Origin of the sequence: Pseudomonas sp. AK181, assembly GCF_051122975.1 — a bacterium.
In the GTDB taxonomy this organism is placed as follows: Bacteria; Pseudomonadota; Gammaproteobacteria; order Pseudomonadales; family Pseudomonadaceae; genus Aquipseudomonas; species Aquipseudomonas lactis.
In genome coordinates, this window is record NZ_CP146348.1 from 567098 (window position 1) to 585667 (window position 18570).

Annotated in this window: 18 protein-coding genes; 7 read left to right on the forward strand and 11 right to left on the reverse strand. The window is 60.6% G+C overall.

The window, feature by feature from the left end; genetic code table 11:
- The first annotated feature begins 114 nt into the window (after positions 1–114).
- From V8689_RS02680 to V8689_RS02700, 5 genes are read left to right on the forward strand one after another with little or no spacing between them, the layout of a single operon-like run.
- Positions 115–615 carry an ATP-dependent zinc protease family protein gene (locus tag V8689_RS02680; protein ID WP_014720226.1) on the forward strand — a complete coding sequence of 167 codons (501 nt, stop codon included), beginning with the start codon at positions 115–117 and terminating at the stop codon, positions 613–615.
- An 8-nt stretch (positions 616–623) separates the two neighbouring features.
- Entirely contained in the window at positions 624–1292 is a 669-nt protein-coding gene (creB, locus tag V8689_RS02685) for a two-component system response regulator CreB (RefSeq protein WP_034133934.1), read from the forward strand.
- Positions 1292–2731, forward strand: coding sequence for a two-component system sensor histidine kinase CreC (gene creC, locus V8689_RS02690; RefSeq protein WP_056782903.1), 1440 nt, complete (start codon positions 1292–1294; stop codon positions 2729–2731). The genes creB and creC overlap by 1 nt, the downstream gene beginning before the upstream one ends.
- Before the next feature lie 51 nt (positions 2732–2782).
- On the forward strand, positions 2783–4132 hold the full coding sequence (gene creD / locus V8689_RS02695) for a cell envelope integrity protein CreD (protein ID WP_056782901.1): 1350 nt from the start codon (positions 2783–2785) through the stop codon (positions 4130–4132).
- Positions 4129–4311: a hypothetical protein gene (locus tag V8689_RS02700; RefSeq protein ID WP_056782899.1), complete on the forward strand. Its 183-nt coding sequence runs from the start codon at positions 4129–4131 to the stop codon at positions 4309–4311. The genes creD and V8689_RS02700 overlap by 4 nt, the downstream gene beginning before the upstream one ends.
- Here the strand turns inward: V8689_RS02700 and V8689_RS02705 are convergent.
- The 9 genes from V8689_RS02705 to V8689_RS02745 form a co-directional block, all read right to left on the reverse strand.
- Positions 4296–4925 carry a glutathione S-transferase family protein gene (locus V8689_RS02705; protein ID WP_056782897.1) on the reverse strand — a complete coding sequence of 210 codons (630 nt, stop codon included), beginning with the start codon at positions 4923–4925 and terminating at the stop codon, positions 4296–4298. The genes V8689_RS02700 and V8689_RS02705 overlap by 16 nt on opposite strands.
- Positions 4926–5087: 162 nt before the next feature.
- Complete coding sequence (locus tag V8689_RS02710) at positions 5088–6035, reverse strand: IS110 family transposase (RefSeq protein ID WP_056791073.1); 948 nt, start codon at positions 6033–6035, stop codon at positions 5088–5090.
- A 230-nt stretch (positions 6036–6265) separates the two neighbouring features.
- Positions 6266–6448, reverse strand: coding sequence for a hypothetical protein (locus V8689_RS02715; RefSeq protein WP_056783911.1), 183 nt, complete (start codon positions 6446–6448; stop codon positions 6266–6268).
- Positions 6445–7548, reverse strand: a complete 1104-nt coding sequence (locus tag V8689_RS02720; protein WP_056783914.1) for a PepSY-associated TM helix domain-containing protein — start codon at positions 7546–7548, stop codon at positions 6445–6447. The genes V8689_RS02715 and V8689_RS02720 overlap by 4 nt, the downstream gene beginning before the upstream one ends.
- A gap of 62 nt (positions 7549–7610) precedes the next feature.
- Positions 7611–10040 (reverse strand): TonB-dependent siderophore receptor, encoded by a 2430-nt coding sequence (locus V8689_RS02725; RefSeq protein WP_056783918.1) that lies wholly within the window; start codon positions 10038–10040, stop codon positions 7611–7613.
- Between the two features lie 209 nt (positions 10041–10249).
- Complete coding sequence (locus V8689_RS02730) at positions 10250–11218, reverse strand: FecR domain-containing protein (protein ID WP_056783920.1); 969 nt, start codon at positions 11216–11218, stop codon at positions 10250–10252.
- Positions 11215–11733 carry an RNA polymerase sigma factor gene (locus tag V8689_RS02735; RefSeq protein ID WP_003194824.1) on the reverse strand — a complete coding sequence of 173 codons (519 nt, stop codon included), beginning with the start codon at positions 11731–11733 and terminating at the stop codon, positions 11215–11217. The genes V8689_RS02730 and V8689_RS02735 overlap by 4 nt, the downstream gene beginning before the upstream one ends.
- A gap of 154 nt (positions 11734–11887) precedes the next feature.
- Positions 11888–12595: a 3'-5' exonuclease gene (locus tag V8689_RS02740; RefSeq protein WP_056783922.1), complete on the reverse strand. Its 708-nt coding sequence runs from the start codon at positions 12593–12595 to the stop codon at positions 11888–11890.
- Positions 12592–14514, reverse strand: a complete 1923-nt coding sequence (locus V8689_RS02745) for a putative nucleotidyltransferase substrate binding domain-containing protein (RefSeq protein ID WP_056784050.1) — start codon at positions 14512–14514, stop codon at positions 12592–12594. The genes V8689_RS02740 and V8689_RS02745 overlap by 4 nt, the downstream gene beginning before the upstream one ends.
- Positions 14515–14760: 246 nt before the next feature.
- Between V8689_RS02745 and V8689_RS02750 the strand changes: the two genes are divergently transcribed.
- Positions 14761–15207 (forward strand): response regulator, encoded by a 447-nt coding sequence (locus V8689_RS02750; RefSeq protein ID WP_056783925.1) that lies wholly within the window; start codon positions 14761–14763, stop codon positions 15205–15207.
- A 245-nt stretch (positions 15208–15452) separates the two neighbouring features.
- Here V8689_RS02750 and V8689_RS02755 read toward each other — a convergent pair whose 3' ends face one another.
- Together V8689_RS02755 and V8689_RS02760 are read right to left on the reverse strand one after the other, a co-directional pair.
- The gene (locus V8689_RS02755) at positions 15453–17630 is read right to left on the reverse strand and encodes a malate synthase G (RefSeq protein WP_032894981.1); all 2178 of its coding nucleotides are present in this window, start codon (positions 17628–17630) and stop codon (positions 15453–15455) included.
- A 139-nt stretch (positions 17631–17769) separates the two neighbouring features.
- The gene (locus V8689_RS02760) at positions 17770–17994 is read right to left on the reverse strand and encodes a hypothetical protein (protein WP_155717306.1); all 225 of its coding nucleotides are present in this window, start codon (positions 17992–17994) and stop codon (positions 17770–17772) included.
- Between V8689_RS02760 and V8689_RS02765 the strand changes: the two genes are divergently transcribed.
- Complete coding sequence (locus V8689_RS02765) at positions 17993–18505, forward strand: glycine cleavage system protein R (RefSeq protein WP_003194815.1); 513 nt, start codon at positions 17993–17995, stop codon at positions 18503–18505. The two genes, V8689_RS02760 and V8689_RS02765, sit on opposite strands and share 2 nt — an antisense overlap.
- Positions 18506–18570 lie beyond the last annotated feature (65 nt).

Below are 18570 nucleotides of genomic sequence, written 5' to 3' on the forward strand. Positions count from 1 at the left end.
AAATCGCAAAATCGCGCACGAATGTTTCACACTGTGCGCGATATGCTCGGTCATCCAACTAAGTGCTGTGTTTGCGGTCTAGACTCCGCCCACTTCTTTCGAGGAAATCCTGCCGTGAAATTACTCCTTGCCGCGTTCGCCCTGGTTGCCGTACCTGTCATGGCGGCCGAGCCGACCCTTTACGGTCGCTACGAATACATCCAGTTGCCGGAGATCGGCCAGACCTTCAAGGCCAAGATGGACACCGGCGCACTGACCGCCTCGCTGTCGGCGCGTGACATCGAAACCTTTCAGCGCGACGGCGATGACTGGGTACGCTTCCGCCTCGGCGGTGAGGATGCCGGTAACAAGGTGTATGAGCACAAGGTGTCGCGCATCAGCAAGATCAAGAGCCGCGCCGACGAAGATGATGACAAGGACGAAGCCAGCGTGGCCAAGCGCCCGGTGATCGACCTGGAAATGTGCCTGGGCGACGTCAAGCGCACCGTCGAGGTCAACCTTACTGACCGCAGCAGTTTCAACTACCCACTGCTGATTGGCGCCAAGGCCCTGCGTGAGTTTGGTGCTGCGGTAAACCCGGCGCGTCGTTACACTGCCGACAAACCGGACTGCTGATTGAACCCATGCCGCACATCCTGATTGTCGAAGACGAAGCGGCGATAGCCGACACGCTGATCTTTGCCCTGCAAGGCGAAGGCTTCACCACCACTTGGTTGACGCTCGGCCAGGCGGCGCTGGAGCATCAGCGCCAGACCCCGGCGGACCTGGTCATCCTCGACATCGGCCTGCCGGACATCACCGGCTTTGAAACCTGCAAGCAGTTGCGCCGTTTCAGCGAAGTGCCGGTGATGTTCCTCAGTGCCCGGGATGCGGAGATCGACCGCGTGGTGGGGCTGGAGATCGGCGCCGATGATTACGTGGTCAAACCTTTCAGCCCACGGGAAGTGGCGGCGCGGGTCCGGGCAATTCTCAAACGGGTCGGCCCGGGTGTGGCGCCGACGCTGTTCCAGGTAGATCTGGAGCGCATGCAGATTCTCTATCGCGGCCAACCCTTGAGCCTCACGCGCCATGAGTTCCGCCTGCTGCAAAGCCTGCTGGAGCAACCCGAGCGTGTGTTCAGCCGCGAGCAACTGCTGGACGCGGTGGGCGTACCTGCCGATGCCGGTTACGAGCGCAATATCGACAGCCATATCAAAAGCCTGCGCAGCAAGCTTCGGAGTGTGGCGGCGGACGCCGAGCCGATCCAGACCCATCGTGGCCTTGGCTATAGCTACAGCCCGAGCCACAGCTGATGCGCCTGGGGCTGCGGATTTTCCTGGTGTATGCGCTGTTTATCGGCCTGACCGGCTACTTCGTGCTCAACACCGTGATGAAGGAAATCCGCCCCGGCGTGCGTCAGTCCACCGAAGAAACCCTGGTGGACACCGCCAACCTGCTGGCCGAGATCCTGCGCGAGGACGTGAAGAACGGCACCCTCGGCCAGAGCCATTGGCCAGCGCTGCTCAAGGCCTATGGCAACCGTCAACCGGGTGCGGTGATCTGGGGGCTGCCCAAGAACCAGGTCAACCATCGCATCTACGTGACCGACGCCAAGGGCAGGGTATTGCTCGACTCCAGCGGTGAAGCGGTGGGCCAGGACTATTCGAAATGGAACGACGTGTACCTGACCCTGCGTGGCGAATACGGTGCGCGCTCCACCCGCAGTGACGCGGATGACGCCACCTCATCGGTGATGCACGTGGGGGCGCCGATTCGTGATAACGGCCAGATCATCGGCGTGGTCACCGTGGCCAAGCCCAACAGCTCGTTGCAACCCTACGTGGATCGCACCGAGCGGCGCCTGCTGTGGTACGGCGCTGGGCTGGTCACCCTGGGGCTGCTGCTTGGCGCGCTATTGTCGTGGTGGCTGACGGCGGCCCTCAGACGCCTTACCGCCTATGCCGAAGCCGTGAGCGAGGGCCGCCGCGCCGAGTTGCCGCATTATCGCGGCGGCGAGCTCAAGCAGTTATCCACTGCCGTGGAACACATGCGCACGCAGCTGGAAGGCAAGGCTTACGTAGAGCGCTACGTGCATACGCTGACCCATGAATTGAAAAGCCCGTTGGCGGCGATTCGCGGAGCAGCGGAGCTGTTGCAGGGCGACATGAGCCGCGAGCAGCAGCAGCGTTTTGTCGGCAATATCGACAGCGAAAGCGCGCGCCTGCAACAGTTGATCGAACGCCTGTTGAACCTGGCCCAGGTGGAGCAGCGCCAGGGTCTGGAGGAGCAGTCGAGCATTCCTTTGTCCGCGCTGGTTGAGGATGTGCTCAAGGCTCAATGTGCGCGGATCGAAGGCGCCGGCTTGCACGTTGAACAGGCCATCGCCGCTGATGTGAAGGTGTTTGGCGAACCTTTCCTGCTGCGCCAGGCCTTGGGTAACCTGCTCGACAATGCCCTGGATTTCACCCCGCCCGGCGGCACGCTGAGGTTCAGCGCCCAGGTGCAGCATCACGAGGTGCAGGTCACCCTGTTCAACCAGGCCGAGGCGATTCCCGATTACGCCTTGCCGCGCCTGAGCGAGCGCTTCTATTCGCTGCCGCGCCCGGCCAGCGGGCGCAAAAGTACGGGCCTGGGGCTCAACTTTGTCGAAGAAGTGATGAAGCTGCACGGCGGTACCCTGCAGATCGGCAACGTACCCGGCGGCGTGCAAGCGGTGCTGCATCTCCACACAGTCTCCACATTGCCCACATAAATCCCCCATACCGGCTGGGCAGACTCTCCCCATCAAAACAGGGAGAGACCCATGAACCGCAACCTGCTTTTCAAACTGGGCGCGATTGCGCTGCTGATCCTGCTGTTGCTGATTCCATTGCTGATGATCAACGGCATCATCAGCGACCGCCAGCAACTGCGCGACGGCGTGTTGATGGACATCGCCAGAAGCTCAAGCTTTGCCCAGCGCCTCACCGGGCCGGTGATGGTGGTGCCGTATCGCAAGACCGTGCGTGAGTGGAAGCTCAATGAAAAACTCAACAAACGCTACGAAGAAACCCGTGAAGAACGCGGCCGTCTGTATTTCCTGCCGGACCGTTTTGAGCTCGACGGCAAGGTGCAAACCGAACTGCGCTCGCGGGGGATCTACCAGGCGCGGTTGTTCCATGCCGACAACCGTATCAGCGGGCGTTTCGAGCTGCCTGCGCAGTTGGGGATCACCGAAGACTTTGCCGATTACCGCTTTGAACCGGCGTTTCTGGCGGTGGGCATCAGCGATATTCGCGGCATTGAAAACGCACTGAAGCTGGAACTGGGTGAGCAGCGGCTGGAGTTCTCGCCGGGCTCCCAAGTCGATTGGCTGGGCGAGGGCGTGCATGTGACGTTGCCCGAGCAAGACAGCAAGAAACCCGCCGTGGTGGAGTTCGCCTTCGACCTGCGCCTGCAAGGCACCGAGCAACTGCAAGTGGTGCCCGTGGGCAAGACCAGCCAGGTATCACTGGCATCCAACTGGCCGCACCCAAGCTTTATCGGCAACTTCCTGCCGGCTCAACGTGACGTCACCGACCAGGGCTTCAGCGCCAATTGGCAGACGACATTCTTCTCCACCAACCTGGAACAAGCCCTGCAGAACTGCCTGGACGGGCAAGGCTGTGAAAACTTCAGCAACCGCAGCTTTGGTGTGAACTTTATCGACCCGGTAGACCAGTACCTCAAGAGCGACCGGGCGATTAAATATGCGCTGTTGTTTATCGCCCTGACCTTTGCCGGCTTCTTCCTTTTCGAGGTGCTCAAGAGTCTGGCCGTGCACCCGATCCAGTACGCCTTGGTGGGCGTGGCGCTGGCGTTCTTCTACCTGCTGCTGTTGTCGCTGTCCGAGCATCTGGGCTTTGCCCTGGCCTACCTGATATCCGCCAGCGCCTGTGTGGTGTTGATCGGCTTCTACGTGTGCCATGTGCTGCGCAGCGTCGCCCACGGCCTGGGGTTTTCGGCCGGGCTGGCGGCGTTGTATGGCTTGCTGTACGGGTTGCTCAGTGCCGAGGATTACGCGCTGTTGATGGGCTCGCTGTTGCTGTTTGGCCTGCTGGGTACCGTGATGGTGCTGACGCGCAAGCTGGATTGGTATGGGGTGGGTAAACGCAAGGTGGAGCAAGGGCAATGATCGGACTGCGCGAAGACCAGCAAATGAAAGCGAAGATGGTCAACTTCCTCACCCACGCCACCTTCCACTGTAGGAGCGAGCTTGCTCGCGAAGAACGCAAGAACACCGCGTTTAACCAGACGACCCGCGTTATCGTTGACGATTTTCGCGAGCAAGCTCGCTCCTACAGAGGCGGCTGAGTCTGCTGCATCGAAGGCCGCTGGCTGACCTCGGCGTACCAGGCGGCGAGCTTGGGGTTGTCCGAGCGCCACTGCATGTCCGGGTGACGAAAGTCGATATAGCCCAGTGCACAGGCCACACTGATGGCGGCGATGTCGAAGTGGCTGGCCAGTTCGGCAATGGCGTCCCGCTCCAGTTCGGCGAGGGCGCGGCGGATCTTGTTGCGCTGTTCGTCCAGCCAGGGCGCCCAGTGTTTTTCTGGCGGGCGCATGGCGGTCTCGTAACGCACCAGCACGGCGGCATCCATGATGCCGTCAGCCATCGAGGCCAGGGTCAGGCGCCGCCAGCGGGCCGAGCCGTCGCGGGGGATCAGCGGGTTGCCGACATGCTGGTGGTCGAAGTAATCGAGAATCACCCGGCTGTCGTGCAGTACCGAACCGTCGGCCAGGCGCAGGGCCGGGATCTTGCCGGTGGGGTTGCCTTGCACCACCTCGGCGTCCGGGGTGATGGGCGTGGGCATGCAAGCGTGCAGGGCCACGCGGTCCTGTTGGCCGGTCTCGATCAGCAGCACACGGACTTTGCGCACGAAGGGTGACGCCGGGTTGTGGAACAAGGTCATGCTGGGCGCGGACATGGGCATTCCTCGAGGTGAATTGTGGCTAGCCTAGAGGGTTGTGCGGTGCCTGGCGAGGGGGCTGCGTTGTTTTTGAGGGCCTCATCGCAGGCAAGCCAGCTCCCACATTTGAATGCGTTAACAGATCAAAATGTGGGAGATTCTATGGTTGAGGGGCAACCCTCAACCAACCTTTGGCTGATATTCGCTTTGCCCTTTCAGTAGAGCGAATACCACCCGAGCAAGCTTGCGAGCCAGTATTACCAACGCCTGAGTGGTGCTATAGCCTCGTGCCCTCTGTGCTTGATAAAACGCTTTCCATGTCTCTGTTCGGCTAGCCGCCATCGCGGCGTTATGCAGCAGGCGCCGGGCCTCCGAGTCGCCGCGCTTACTTAAACTACGACGACCATCTTTCTGTCCTGACTTGTTGACGCGCAAATCCATACCAAGAAAGGCGATAAACGCGTCTGAATTCCTGAATTCTCCCCGTTGGAAGGTGGCAATCAAGCGCGCGCCAGTCAAAAAGCCGATGCCTTCGACCTTCAAGCAACGCTTCAACTGCCCCAGCAAACCTGCTTCTTTCAGGCAATCACTGATCATCTTTTCAATTAACCCTTCAAGTCTCTGCATCGACTTCACCTGCTCGGCAAACGAAGCCTTAAGCAGCGGTTCATTCGCCCAGCTTTGCGTCAGGCTGACGCGCGCCTGAACCAAGGCTGCGCGCCGACGAAACAGGCTTAGAAGGTGGCGATACAGCGGCGATGGCGGTGTCCAGGGACGCAGTTCGTCTGCCTCCTTTCTCAAATAGCGGGCGAGCAACTGGGCATCCAAAGCATCGGTCTTGGCCCGGATCTTCAAACTTTCGCGGTAATGCTTGAGCTCATAACCTCCAACCATGTAAACCACGCAACCAGCTTCATGGGCTAGATCGGCAAACTCCAAGTGGTAGATGTTGGTGGCTTCAATTGCGATGGCCACTTTGCAGGACAGCGTTTTCAGCCATTTTTTGATAGCAGCTTTGTTGTTTGCGATCGTTTCCAGTAGATCGGCTTCAGCGTGATAAATCACCAGCTCATTCTTAGCGACATCAACGCCTACGATCGGCTTTGAGACAGAAACTGGCATTGCCATGGGGGCTTCCTCCGGGCTATGTTTTTGAGCACTTGAAGGGCTCACCCAGAGGCGCAGGCTTGTTCCTATCGTCGGTCATAGCCAGATGCATTCTTTATCGGCGCTTGGGTGAAAGGAGGAGGGGTGAAATCTCCCACGGTCTGTACTGCGTCAACAGTCAGAATCGGGCTTCGTCCCTTCTCCTCCCTTCAAGTCCTAGCATACAAGCTGGCTTGCCTGCGATAGCACCCTCAGCCGCGCCGCTTCAACAACGCCGAAGCACCCAGCACAGCAGGGATACCCAAGCCAACCCAACTCAAAGAATCCCACCACCCATCCCCCAGCAGCGCCGCAAACAACCCCGCGGCACTGAGCAGGCCAATCCCCAGCGGTAGGGCAAACACCTTCCAGAAATTCGACTGCCGCGGCTTCATACCTTGGCCGCCTTGCGCCGCACGATCCATAAGTAAATGCCGCTCACCAGCACGATGATGGTCAGCACATCCAGCACCGCCCACAGGACCTTCATCGGCATGCCGCCGTAATCACCAAAATGCAGGGGTTGGGACATGCCCATGGCGTCCATGTACCACGGCCGTTCGGCGATGGCGGTGACGGCCAGGGTACTGGCGTCGATCAGGACCGGTGTCAGCAAATGGGAGGTCAGGTGCGTGCTGCCTTTCATGAACACCGCGTAGTGATGTTCGCTGGAGAAGCGCGTGCCGGGGAAGGCGATAAAGTCCGGCTCCATACCCGGTGCGGCCTTGGCGGCAATGCTCAACAGCTCGGTGGCGGGTGCGCGCTGGGTCAGCGGCGGGGCGTTCTTGTAGGGTTCGATCATGGCGCTGAGGCTGTCCTGGCGCCAGGCGGCGATGATCAGGTCGGCGCAGGCGCTGATCACGCCAGTCACCCCCACCACCAGCGCCCAGGTCAAGGTGACCACGCCGATCAGGTTGTGCAGGTCGAGCCAGCGCAGGCGAGTGGACTTGTCCTGGCGCACGGTGGCGAACTTCAAGCGGCGCATGAACGGCAGGTACAACACCGTGCCCGAGATAATCGCCAGCACAAACAGAACGCCCATGAACGCCAGCAGCAACTTGCCCGGGAGCCCAGCAAACATATCCACATGCAGGCGCAGCAGGAACAGGGTGAAACCCCCATTGGCAGACGGCATTTCGACGGTTTCGCCAGTGCGGGCATCGAGCATGAAGGTGTGCGACGAGTTCGGCTCCGTGCCGGCGGTGGCCGCCATGATCGCGATCACGCCGTTGTTGTCGTCTTCGTCCCAGGCCAGGTACTGCATGGCCTCGCCGGGGCGATGGGCCTGGGCTTTGGCGACTAGCTGCTCGAGGTTGAGCCGGGGCGTATCGGCAGGCATCTGCGCCAGTTCGGGCTCATTGCCCAACAGGTGGTCGATCTCGTGGTGAAACACCAACGGCAGGCCGGTGAGGGCGAGCAGCAGCAGGAATACGGTGCAGATCAGGCTGGTCCAGGTATGGATGAAGGACCAGCGGCGGATGGTTTTGCTTTTCATTGTCTAGCCTTCAGATGCACCAAAGCCGCCCGATGGGGCGGCCTGGCTGTTAACTCAGCTGATTACCACTGGTAGGTGGCGCTGGCGACTACGCTGCGTTGGTCGCCGAAGTAGCAATAGGAGCCATCACAGGTGGAAATGTAGTCCTTGTTGAACAGGTTGGTCGCGTTCACTTTCACCGACGCGCCCTTGAGGCTGTTGTCCAGGCGGCCGAGGTCGTAGTGCACCGCGCCGTCGAAGACGGTGTAGGCGTTGGCCTTGCCGGCCCAGGTATTGGCCTGGTCGCCGTAGGTGTTGCCGGTGTAGCGGGCGCCGAAGCCGATACCGAAACCGTCGAGGGCGCCGGTGTGCCAGGTGTAGTCGGTCCAGAGGGAGGCTTGTTGATTTGGCATCAGTTGCAGGCGGTTGCCCTTGAAGTCGCCCTTTTGTACTTCGGATTTGGCCAACGTGTAGGCGGCGATCACTTTGAGGTTTTCGGTCACGTCAGATACGGCTTCCAGCTCCAGGCCTTTGACTTTCACTTCGCCGGTCTGGTCGGTGACAGACACTCCACCGGACTGGAAGCTGCTGACCAGAACGTTTTTCTGGGTCAGGTCATACAGCGCGGCACTCAGTAGTGTGTTCGAACCCGGCGGTTGGTACTTGATCCCCAATTCCCACTGCTTGCCTTCGGTGGGTTTATAGGACTCTGTAGGAGAGGCACTGGCGTTGCTCGCCGGCTGGAAAGATTCGGCGTAGGAGATATACGGTACGAAGCCCGAGTCGAACACATAGCTGAGTGCCGCGTTCCCGCTGAAATTCTTGCTGCGGTCAGTATTGGTCGCGTCGTTTTTGTTGAGGTACGTAGTGCCTTGGTGCACCCAGTCTTCACGGCCACCCAGGGTCAAGCGCCAGTTATCAAGAGCCATCTGGTCTTGGACGTAGAGGCCGGTCTGGACGGTTTTCTGGTTGTAGTCGTAGAAAGCGCCGGAGCGGGCGGGGCGTTCAACCGGCGTGGTGTTGACCGGGTTGAAGATGTTGACTCGTCCGGCCTGCCCGTAAATCGACAAGTACGAGGTATCGGTACGCTGGTGGTCAAGCCCGAGTAGAAGGGTGTGGGTGACGTCGCCGGTGGAGAAGTCGGCCTGAAAGTTGTTATCTACCGCCAATTGTCCGATGTTCTCGTCCACGTTGGTCGAAGAACGGTCCATATTTCCTTCGGCGTCGACCGGTGCCCAGCCAAAGGCGCCCACGGTCAATTGTTGGAACGACAATTCTGATTTGGTGTAACGCAGATTCTGTTTGAACTGCCAGGTATCGTTGAAGCGGTGCTCGAATGCGTAGCCGAGTGCGTAATAGGTACGGTCGTAGAACTCGTAGTCCGGATCGCCCAGGTTTTTATGATGCGAAACGTCACCCAGTGGCGACTTGATCTTGGTGCCGACTATCGGCAGGAACTGGCTGGTCGCCCCGGTATCGTCACGGGTGAACTGCGACAGCAAGGTCAATTTGGTATCGGTGTCGATGTTCCAGGTCAGGCTGGGCGCGATGTTGTAGCGCTTGTTGTCGATATGGTCGATCTGCGTACCGGCATCACGTACCACGCCGCCAACGCTGTAGAGAAACTGGCCCTCATCATCGATCTTGCCAGTGCTTTCGAAATTGATCTGGCGGTGGTTGTCACTGCCGTATTGCACCTGGATAGCACTGCTCTGTTCGGCGCTGGGACGGCGGCTGACCATGTCCAGCAAGCCACCAGGTGGAGTTTGACCATAAACCGATGAAGCCGGACCGCGCAGCAGGGCGAGGCGGTCGAGGTTCCAGGTTTCGGCTTTAGGGTTGGCGTACACGCCACGGGGCAGTGGCAGGCCGTCGAGGAATTGGGTGGGTTCAAAGCCGCGCACGCGCATCCAGTCGTAACGGGTGTCGCTGCCGTAGCTGGCGGACACGATGCCGGGCATGTATTTGACCGCATCGTCGAGGTTCTGCACGTTACGGTCCTGCATCTGCTCGCGGGTGGCAACCGAGATCGAGCGTGGTGCCTCAACCAGCGCGGTATCGGTTTTGGTGCCGGCGGCGGTGCGCTTTGCTACATATCCCTCCACCGGCCCCCAAGCGCTTTCATAGCTGCCTTGGCCGGTGATGTTGGTGGTCGGCAAGGCGACGACGCCCTCCGGAACCGGCATCAGGGTGTAAGTGCCCGCACTGCTTTGTTCCAACTGCAACCCCGTCCCCCGCAACGCCTCACGCAACGCGCCCTGCGCATCGAACTGGCCTTTGACCGGCGCCGAGGTCTTGCCGGCAGCGAGTGCGGGGTTGAGGGTCAGGGCCAGGCCGGCTTGGCTAGCGATCTGGTTCAGGGTGGTGGCCAGGGGCGCAGCTGGCAGGTTGTAGGCGCGCACGCTCAAGGCTTGTTCTGCGGCATACAGCGTAGTGCTGGCCAGCGGGGCGCTGAGGGCGATCGCCACGGCTAACAGGCTGGGGCGCAACAAGTTGTCTAGCGTGCGGGACATAGGGGCGGCTCCTGAATGGAAATATTTCTCAATTGCCTAGGTGCCGAGCGAGAATCGAAAAGTGATAGGGGTGAGTGAAAATATTTTCCGCAGGTGTGTGATCGTTCCCACGCTCCGCGTGGGAACGCCTCGTGTGACGCTCTGCGTCACGGCCTGGGACGCAGAGCGTCCGGGCTGCATTACCACGCGGAGCGTGGGAACGATCAAACTTAAGGCTTACCCTTGACGGTCACCCACCACGGCGTGTGCTGCTCGATCTGCACCGGCAAAGTCGGCAACAGCGCATTCAATGCCAACGTGGTGTCGTGCAGCGGGAAACTGCCGGTGATGCGCAGATCGGCCACGGCCTTATCCACACCCAGGTAGCCGGTGCGATAGCGTGCCAACTCCGCGATCACGTCCCCCAGCCGGGCGTTGTCCACCACCAGCATGCCGCGGGTCCAGGCATCGGTGGCCGGGGTGACGGCCAGCAGCGGGCCAAGGCCGTCGCTGCGCATCAGCACCTGCTGGCCCGCCTTGAACACCTGTTCCTGGTGCAATGCCTCGGGCTGGGCGGCCACGGCGGACTGCAACACACTCAGGCGTGTGGCATCGTCTTCGCGCTTGACGATAAACCGGGTACCCAGCGCCCGCAGGCTGCCGTCACGGGTTTGCACGTAGAACGGGCGTGAATCGTCGTGGCCGGTTTCGACGAGGATTTCGCCTGCCTGCAACACGATCAAGCGGCGTGTTTCGTCGAAGCGCACATCAATGGCGCTGTGGGTGTTGAGGTTGACCCGCGTGCCGTCCGCCAGTTTCAGCGTGCGTTGTTCACCGGTGGCGGTGCGTTGGTCGGCCAGCCAATAGTGGATAGGTACGTAACGCTCACCGGCAAACAGCGCCAGGCCGCACACCACAACGATACTGGCCAGGCCCCGGCCCAGTTTGCGCACGCGCTGGCGGATGCCGTGGCGCGATTGCAGCAGCGCCGCCCGGGCCGGGCCCGAGGCCACGCTGAAACGCTGGTCGAGCATGCCCAACTGGCGCCAGGCGCGAGCGTGTTCCTCATCGCTGGCCAGCCACTTGCTGAACTCTTCCCGTTCCACCGCGCTGCCGTCGCCCGAGTCGAGGGACAGTTGCCAGGCAATCGCGGCATCCAGCACGCGCGACGACACCGGTTTGGAGCCGATGGCGGTCACGACGGCTCGCCATACAGTGCGATGTAGCACTGGCGAATGCCCTGGGCCAGATATTGGCGCACGCGGGGCACTGACACGCCCAGGCGCTGGGCGATTTCGGCGTGGCCCAGGCCGTCGAGGCGGTTATAGAGGAACGCGGCGCGGGCCTTGCTCGACAGTTTGCCGAGCAGGCGGTCGATGGCCTTGAGGTCTTCGAGGATCAGTTGCTGGGCTTCCGGCGAAGGCTGTTCGCTTTCCGGGATCAGCATCAATTCGGTGAGGTAGGCCTGCTCCAACGCTGCACGACGGAAGTAGTCGAACAGCAAACCCTTGGCGATAGCCACCAGGAATGCCCGCGGTTCGCGGGGCTCGCGCAGCTCATCACGGCCCAGCAGGCGCATGAAGGTGTCCTGGCTCAGGTCTTCGGCACGGCTCGGGCACGCTACGTTACGTCGCAGCCAAGCCAACAGCCAGCCACGGTGGTCGCGATATAACGCACCAACAAGCTCACTGCGTGGGGTCTGGACCGACGACAAGGCATCACCGAATAAACAAGAGGTTTAAACTAACGAGAATTATTCGCGATTGTCGCAGAGGCGTGGGGTGGGCGCAATTGGCGTCTGTCGGGAGATCGTCCCCACGCTCTGCGTGGGAATGCATTCCGCGATGCTCCGCGTCGGGCGCGAAGCGTTAAAGGGAAGGTGACTGTTTGCGTCGTTTCCATTGGGCCAAACGCTCTTGCAGCGCCTGCGCCGTGTCTATCTGTTGCTGCCGCGCACGGCTGAACAGGATCAGCATCAGCTCAGCCGTCGCCAATGCATCGGCGCTGGCGTGATGGCGTTCGCCGGCCTGTAGGCTGAAGTGGTTGAGCCAATCATCCAGCCCGGCCTCGCGAATGTGCGCCTCTGGGCACAACAACGGGGCCAGGTCTGCCACATCCAGGAACGGATGGGCCAGGCGATACCCCAGGCTGTCCTTGAGCGCCCGGCACAGCATGTGTTGATCAAACGGCGCATGAAAAGCCAGCAGAGGGCTGTCGCCCACGAACGCCATGAAATCCAGCAACGCTTCGGCCGGGTCGCTGCCGGCAGCGATTGCACTGGGCCCCAGCCCATGGATCAGCACACTGGGGCTGAGCTTGGTGTCGGTGCGCTGCAGGGTACGTTCGAACAGCTGGGAAAAATCCACCGCACCGTCCTCGATGACCACGGCGCCGATCGACAGCACCTGGTCGCGGTGAAGGTTCAGGCCGCTGGTTTCCAGGTCGACCACCACCCAGCGCTGGCTGCGCAATGGGCCGTTGCCCAGTTCGGCGGGCTTGGGTAACTGCTCCAGGCGCTGCTGTTGCGCGGTGCTGAGCCCAGGTTTTTTGGCGCGCAGCCAGCCAAACAAACTCACAGTTGATACCGCAAGCTCAGGCTGCTTTGCAGGCGTTGGGCCTGGCGCAGGGACTCACGCAGGATGCGCCTGTCGAGGTGGTTGAGGTTGTCGGGGTCGACGCGGTTGGAATAGGGCAGGTTCTCGCGGGTCTGCAATTGATGCTGCTGCATACGGGTCTGCTGGATAAAGTGGTATGCCTCTTCATAAGCGGCGCCATCCAGGGGCTCGATCACGGCCTTGTCCACCAATTGGCGCAGGCGTTCCAGGGTGTTGTTGGCGTGGATGCCATTGGCCAGCGCCAACAGGCGCGCGCCGTCTACAAAGGGCGTAAGGCCCTGCACCTTGAGGTCGAGGGTGGCTTTTTCGCCATTTTTTCGGGTCAGCACAAACTCGCGAAAACGCCCCACCGGCGGGCGTCGCAGCAGTGCGTTTTCGGCCAGCATCCGTTGGAACAAGCGGTTATCCGCCACCTGATCGAGAATACCCTGGCGCAGTTGCTCGCAACCGCGCTCGTCGCCCCACACCACGCGCAAGTCAAAATAGATGCTTGAGCCCAGCAGGTTTTCCGGCGTCGCCTCACGAATGAACGCGCCAAAACGCCGCGCCCACTCCGCGCGGGACAAGCACAACTCGGGGTTGCCGGCCATGATATTGCCCTTGCACAGGCTGAAGCCGCACAGCGCCAGGCTTTGGTTGATGTGCTGCGCCAGGGGCAGCAAACGCTCACGCATGTTGGCGGCTTCGACGGCGTCCTTGGCCTCGAACAGGATGCCGTTGTCCTGGTCGGTGTACAGCGTTTGTTCGCGGCGGCCTTCGCTGCCAAAACACAGCCAACTGAAGGGCACGCCGGGGGCGCCTTTTTCCGCGAGGGTCAGCTCGATCACCCGGCACACGGTGTGGTCGTTGAGCAGCGTAATGATGTGGGTGATCTGGGTGGATGAGGCGCCATGGGCGAGCATGCGCTCCACCAACTGGCCGATTTCACCGCGAATCGCCACCAGGTTTTCCACCCGGGGCGCGTTGCGGATGGTGCGGGCCAGGTGCACCAGGTCCACGCGCTGCAAGGAGAACAAATCCCGCTCGGAGACCACGCCACACAGGCGCTGGTCTTGCACCAGGCACACATGGGCGATATGCCGCTCGGTCATGGCGATGGCTGCGTCGAAAGCGCTGTGCTCCGGGCTCAAGTAAAACGGCGCCTGGGTCATGTGCCCGGCAATGCTCTGGCTGAAATCGCTGGTGCCATCGGCGACCACCTGGCGCAGATCGCGCAGGGTGAAGATGCCCAGAGGCGCCTTGTGTTCGTTGACGATCACAATGCTGCCCACCTGCTGTTCGTGCATCAAGGTCACCGCTTCACGCAACGGCGTGTGCGGGCTGCAGGTGACCGGGTGGCGCATGGCCAATTCACCCAGGCGGGTATTCAAGGAATATTGGGTGCCGAGGGTTTCCACGGCTTTTTGCTGTACTTGCTGGTTGACCTGGTCGAGCAGGCTGCTGACCCCGCGCAAGGCGAAATCACGAAACGGGCTGGACAGCGCGAACAGCTTGATGAAGGCCGGCTTGTTCAATTGCAGGCAAAAAGTGTCTTCAGCGGCTTTGTGTTCTGTGCGGGTCGCGCGTTCACCCAGCAAGGCGGCGAGGGGGAAGCATTCGCCGGTGGCGATTTCAAAGGTGGTGTCCGCCGAGTCGGGCCGTTCACCCACGACCCGGCCCTGCTTGACGATATAAAAATGCTCGACCGGGCCGCCCGACGGTTTGAGGATGCTGTCGCCAGGGCCATAGAACCGCAGTTGGCACTGTTCCACCAGGAAAGCCAGGTGCGCCTGTTCCATCTGGTTGAACGGCGGGAAGCGTTGCAGGAATTGCAGGGTGCCGTGGATGTTCTGCAACACAGCGGTTTTACCCGCCTGTGCGAATGCATCAGCTTTACTCATAACAGTGACCGCAGTGTTTTTGTCGTTATCGTGCTGCATGGTCGACTCCTGCGCAGTGGGTGCCCATTGGACGTAAGTCTAGGTCGAGGAATACCGCGCAAAACTAGGGAAAAACCTTACATGACAATCGTCCAAAACCCGTAGAACGCCCACTAGGCAAACTTTCCGACGAAGTGCACATTGATCGCCCTTCCGCAGATGTCTGACGAGTGTGCTGGGAGATTGATGAGAACTGCTGAGAAACGTATGTCCGACCACGATATTTTGAGTGATGCCGAGCGCGAGGCGCTGAGCGCCGTAATGCTGGAGCCCGATTTACCCCCCCAACGCGTATTGATCGTGGACGACGACAAGGACGCGCGTGAACTGTTGGCGGAAATCCTTGGGCTCGACGGTATTCGCTGCATGACTGCCGAAAGTGGGGAGGCAGCGTGGGAGTTGTTGAAGACGCGTAGTTCCATCGGTTTGTTGATCACCGACCTACGCATGGCGCCCAGCAATGGCCTGGAATTGATTCGCCAGGTACGGGAGTCCACCCGTGCGGCGTTGCCGATCATCATCATGTCGGGGGACGCGGAAGCGCCGGATGTGATTGATGCGATGCATTTGAGCGTGGTGGATTTCTTGCTCAAACCGATTGATAGCGTGAAGCTGGCGAAGTTGGTGAAGCGGGAGTTGGGGATGGTGCCCTGAGAGTAGGGTGACTGGCCTGCCCAATTCCCACATTTGAAATGCATTCCTCTGTGGGAGCTGGCTTGCCTGCGATTCAGGCAACGCGCTCTAACTGACACACCTGATAAAAAAGCCCCGATCTTTCGATCAGGGCTTTTTTGCATCTGTAGGAGCGAGCTTGCTCGCCAAGAATGCACAGGCACCGCGTTTGTCCAAGGTGCCTGCGTTATCGTTGGCGTTTTTCGCGAGCAAGCTCGCTCCTACCATTACAGGCCGTTCTTGGCCTTGAACTCCCGACGCCTGCGATGCAACACCGGCTCGGTATAGCCATTGGGCTGCTTGGTCCCTTCAATCACCAACTCCACCGCTGCCTGGAACGCGATGTTGCTGTCGAAATCCGGAGCCAGTGGCCGGTACAACGCGTCCCCGGCATTCTGACGGTCTACCACCGGCGCCATGCGCTTGAGGCTTTCCATCACTTGAGCTTCGTTGACGATGCCGTGGCGCAGCCAGTTGGCGATGTGCTGGCTGGAGATACGCAGGGTGGCGCGGTCTTCCATCAGGCCGACGTCATTGATGTCCGGCACCTTGGAGCAGCCCACACCCTGGTCGATCCAGCGCACTACATAGCCGAGGATGCCCTGGGCGTTGTTGTCCAGTTCGTTGCGGATCTCTTCTTCAGACCAATCGGTGTTGCTGGCCAAAGGAATGGTGAGGATATCGTCCACCGAAGCGCGCTCGCGCTTGGCCAGCTCGGCCTGGCGGGCGAACACATCAACCTTGTGATAGTGCAACGCATGCAGGGCCGCGGCAGTCGGCGACGGTACCCAGGCGGTGTTGGCGCCGGCCAGTGGGTGAGCGATTTTCTGTTCGAGCATCGCTGCCATCAGGTCGGGCATGGCCCACATGCCCTTGCCGATCTGTGCACGACCTTGCAAGCCAGTGCTCAGGCCGATATCGACGTTCCAGTTCTCATAGGCGCCGATCCATTTTTCTGCCTTCATGGCCGCTTTGCGCACCATCGCGCCGGCTTCCATGGAGGTGTGGATTTCATCGCCGGTGCGGTCGAGGAAACCGGTGTTGATAAACACCACACGCTCGCTGGCCGCCTTGATGCAGGCCTTGAGGTTGACCGTGGTGCGGCGCTCCTCGTCCATGATCCCGACCTTGAGGGTGTTGCGCGCCAGGTTCAGCACCTCTTCGATGCGACCGAATAGTTCGTTGGTGAACGCGGCTTCTTCCGGGCCGTGCATCTTCGGTTTCACGATGTACACCGAACCGGTGCGGCTGTTCTTGCGGGTGTTGTTGCCGTTGAGGCTGTGGATCGCCGCCAGGCTGGTGATCAGGCCGTCGAGGATGCCTTCGGGCACTTCGTTGCCGTCTTTATCGAGGATCGCGTCGATGGTCATCAAGTGGCCCACGTTACGCACGAACAACAGCGAACGGCCGTGCAGGGTCACGTCGCTGCCATCCACGCCGGTGTAGACGCGGTCAGGGTTCATGGTGCGGGTGAAGGTCTGGCCGCCCTTGGCCACTTCTTCGGCCAGGTCGCCCTTCATCAGGCCGAGCCAGTTGCGGTAGATCACCACTTTGTCATCGGCGTCCACGGCAGCCACGGAGTCTTCGCAGTCCATGATGGTGGTCAGCGCGGCTTCCATCAGCACGTCTTTGACGCCGGCAGCGTCGGTCTGGCCGACCGGGGTGCTGGCGTCGATCTGGATTTCGAAGTGCAGGCCATTGTGCTTGAGCAAGATTGCAATCGGCTCGGCAGCAGGGCCCTGGAAACCGATCAACTGGGCATCGTCACGCAGGCCGCTGTTGCTGCCGCCTTTGAGGCTGACGATCAGCTTGCCGTCGACGATTTTGTAGCCGGTGGAATCGACGTGGCTGCCGGCGCTGAGCGGTGCGGCTTCGTCGAGGAAGGCGCGGGCGAAGGCAATCACCTTGTCGCCACGCACTTTGTTGTAGCCCTTGCCCTTCTCGGCGCCGTTGGCTTCGCTGATGGCGTCGGTGCCATAGAGCGCGTCGTACAGCGAGCCCCAGCGCGCATTCGAGGCATTCAGGGCGAAGCGGGCGTTCATCACCGGCACGACCAGCTGTGGGCCGGCCATGCGTGCGATCTCGTCATCGACGTTTTGGGTCGAGGCCTCAAAGTCCGCGGCTTCTGGCAGCAGGTAGCCGATGTCTTGCAGGAAGGCTTTGTAGGCCACCGGGTCATGGGCCTGGCCCGCGTGGGTCTGGTGCCAGGTATCGATCCGCGCCTGGAAGTCGTCGCGTTTGGCGAGTAGGGCTTTGTTCTTCGGGGCCAGGTCATGGATGACCTTGTCGGCACCGGCCCAGAACTGGTCGGCAGTGATGCCGGTACCGGGAATGGCTTCGTTGTTCACGAAGTCGAACAGGACTTTGGCGACCTGCAGGCCACCGACTTGAACGTGTTCAGTCATTGCTTGCCTCACTCTGCGGAGCTTATGCGCTTTTTCAGATTTTCATTATGTAGTGCACGGTTGGGCATACTACATGATGACTTGCGGTTGTGAAAATTAGACTAAATACGTCGTTTAGCGACCCACTTTGGTCGTACGGTCACAGCGGAGAACCGGATGTTCTCAAAAAACTATTGGATTGTTCCAGATAAATATCAAAATGGTACACGATTTGTCTTCCAGCGACCGCGCGTCCACTTTGTAGGAGCGAGCTCGCTCGCGAAAAACCTGAGAGCACCGCAAGTGTCAGTTTTTTCGCGTTATCGTTGACGACCTTCGCGAGCAAGCTCGCTCCTACAGGAATAGCACCGAGGTATTTCGCCATGGACCATCTTGTACTCACTATTATCGCCGCCGACAAACCCGGCCTGGTTGAACGCATCGCGCAGAACATCGCCAGTCATGGGGGCAACTGGCTGGAAAGCCGCATGGCGCACATGGCCGGGCAGTTTGCCGGGATTCTGCGGGTCAGTGTGCCGAGCGAGCAGCGCCAGGCATTGGTGGGGGCGCTGGAGGACTTATCCACCCACGGCATTCGCGTGTTGGTGGGTGAGGGCAGCAGCGGCCAGGCATCGGCGTCCAAGCCGATTCTGATGACCCTGGTGGGCAATGACCGCTCGGGCATCGTGCGTGAGATCACCGCGCTGTTGAGCCAGCAGGGTGTCAACCTGGAACGCCTGAGCACCGATGTGCGCCCGGCGCCCATGAGTGGTGATCCGCTGTTCAACGCCGAGGCGTTATTGCAAGTGCCGGCCACGCTGTCGCTGGAAACCTTGCAAGAGGCTTTGGAAACCTTGGCCGATGACTTGATGGTGGAGCTGCGTCAGGAGGAATAACGATCCACAAGGTTATGCATCGAAATCTTGCATGGGCCTGTGGATAACCTGTAGAGACCCGACGC